This window comes from Halorhodospira sp. M38 (assembly GCF_022227985.1).
GTDB lineage: Bacteria > Pseudomonadota > Gammaproteobacteria > Nitrococcales > Halorhodospiraceae > Halorhodospira > Halorhodospira halophila_A.
This window is the reverse complement of record NZ_JAJNQP010000097.1, coordinates 1-374: the sequence shown is the minus strand read 5'-3', so window position 1 is coordinate 374 and position 374 is coordinate 1. Positions and strand designations below refer to the sequence as shown.

Annotated in this window: 1 protein-coding gene; it reads left to right on the top strand. The window is 70.6% G+C overall.

All coding sequences use genetic code 11. From position 1 onward, the window contains the following. Positions 1 to 142 precede the first annotated feature (142 nt). Positions 143 to 374, top strand: a 232-nt coding sequence (locus tag LRA98_RS12945) for a MarR family EPS-associated transcriptional regulator (RefSeq protein WP_238634293.1), incomplete at its 3' end; no start/stop codon positions are given.

The following is a 374-nucleotide window of genomic DNA, read 5'->3' as shown; positions in this document are numbered from 1 at the left end:
ACCCCACCTGTGCTTCCATGACGGCTCACAATCCGAACACCCCACGCCGGGCGGGCCTTCCTCAGGCGTCACCGTCCCAGCAGTAGCGTGCCCGAACGCCCCATCCCGGCCGCCCGCGGCCCCCGAGATTAGCGACGACCCCATGGACCCTGAAGAGCTTCAGCTGCGCGTCCTGCGCCTGCTCGGCGACAACCCGCAGCTCAGCCAGCGCCAGCTCGCCCGCGAGCTGGGCCTGTCCGTCGGCAAGACCCACTACGCCGTGCGCTCGGTGCTCGAGCGCGGCTGGGTGAAGCTCGAGAACTTCTCCCACGCCAGCGACAAGCGCCGCTACCTCTACCAGCTCACCCCCGCCGGCGTGCGCGAGAAGACGCGCC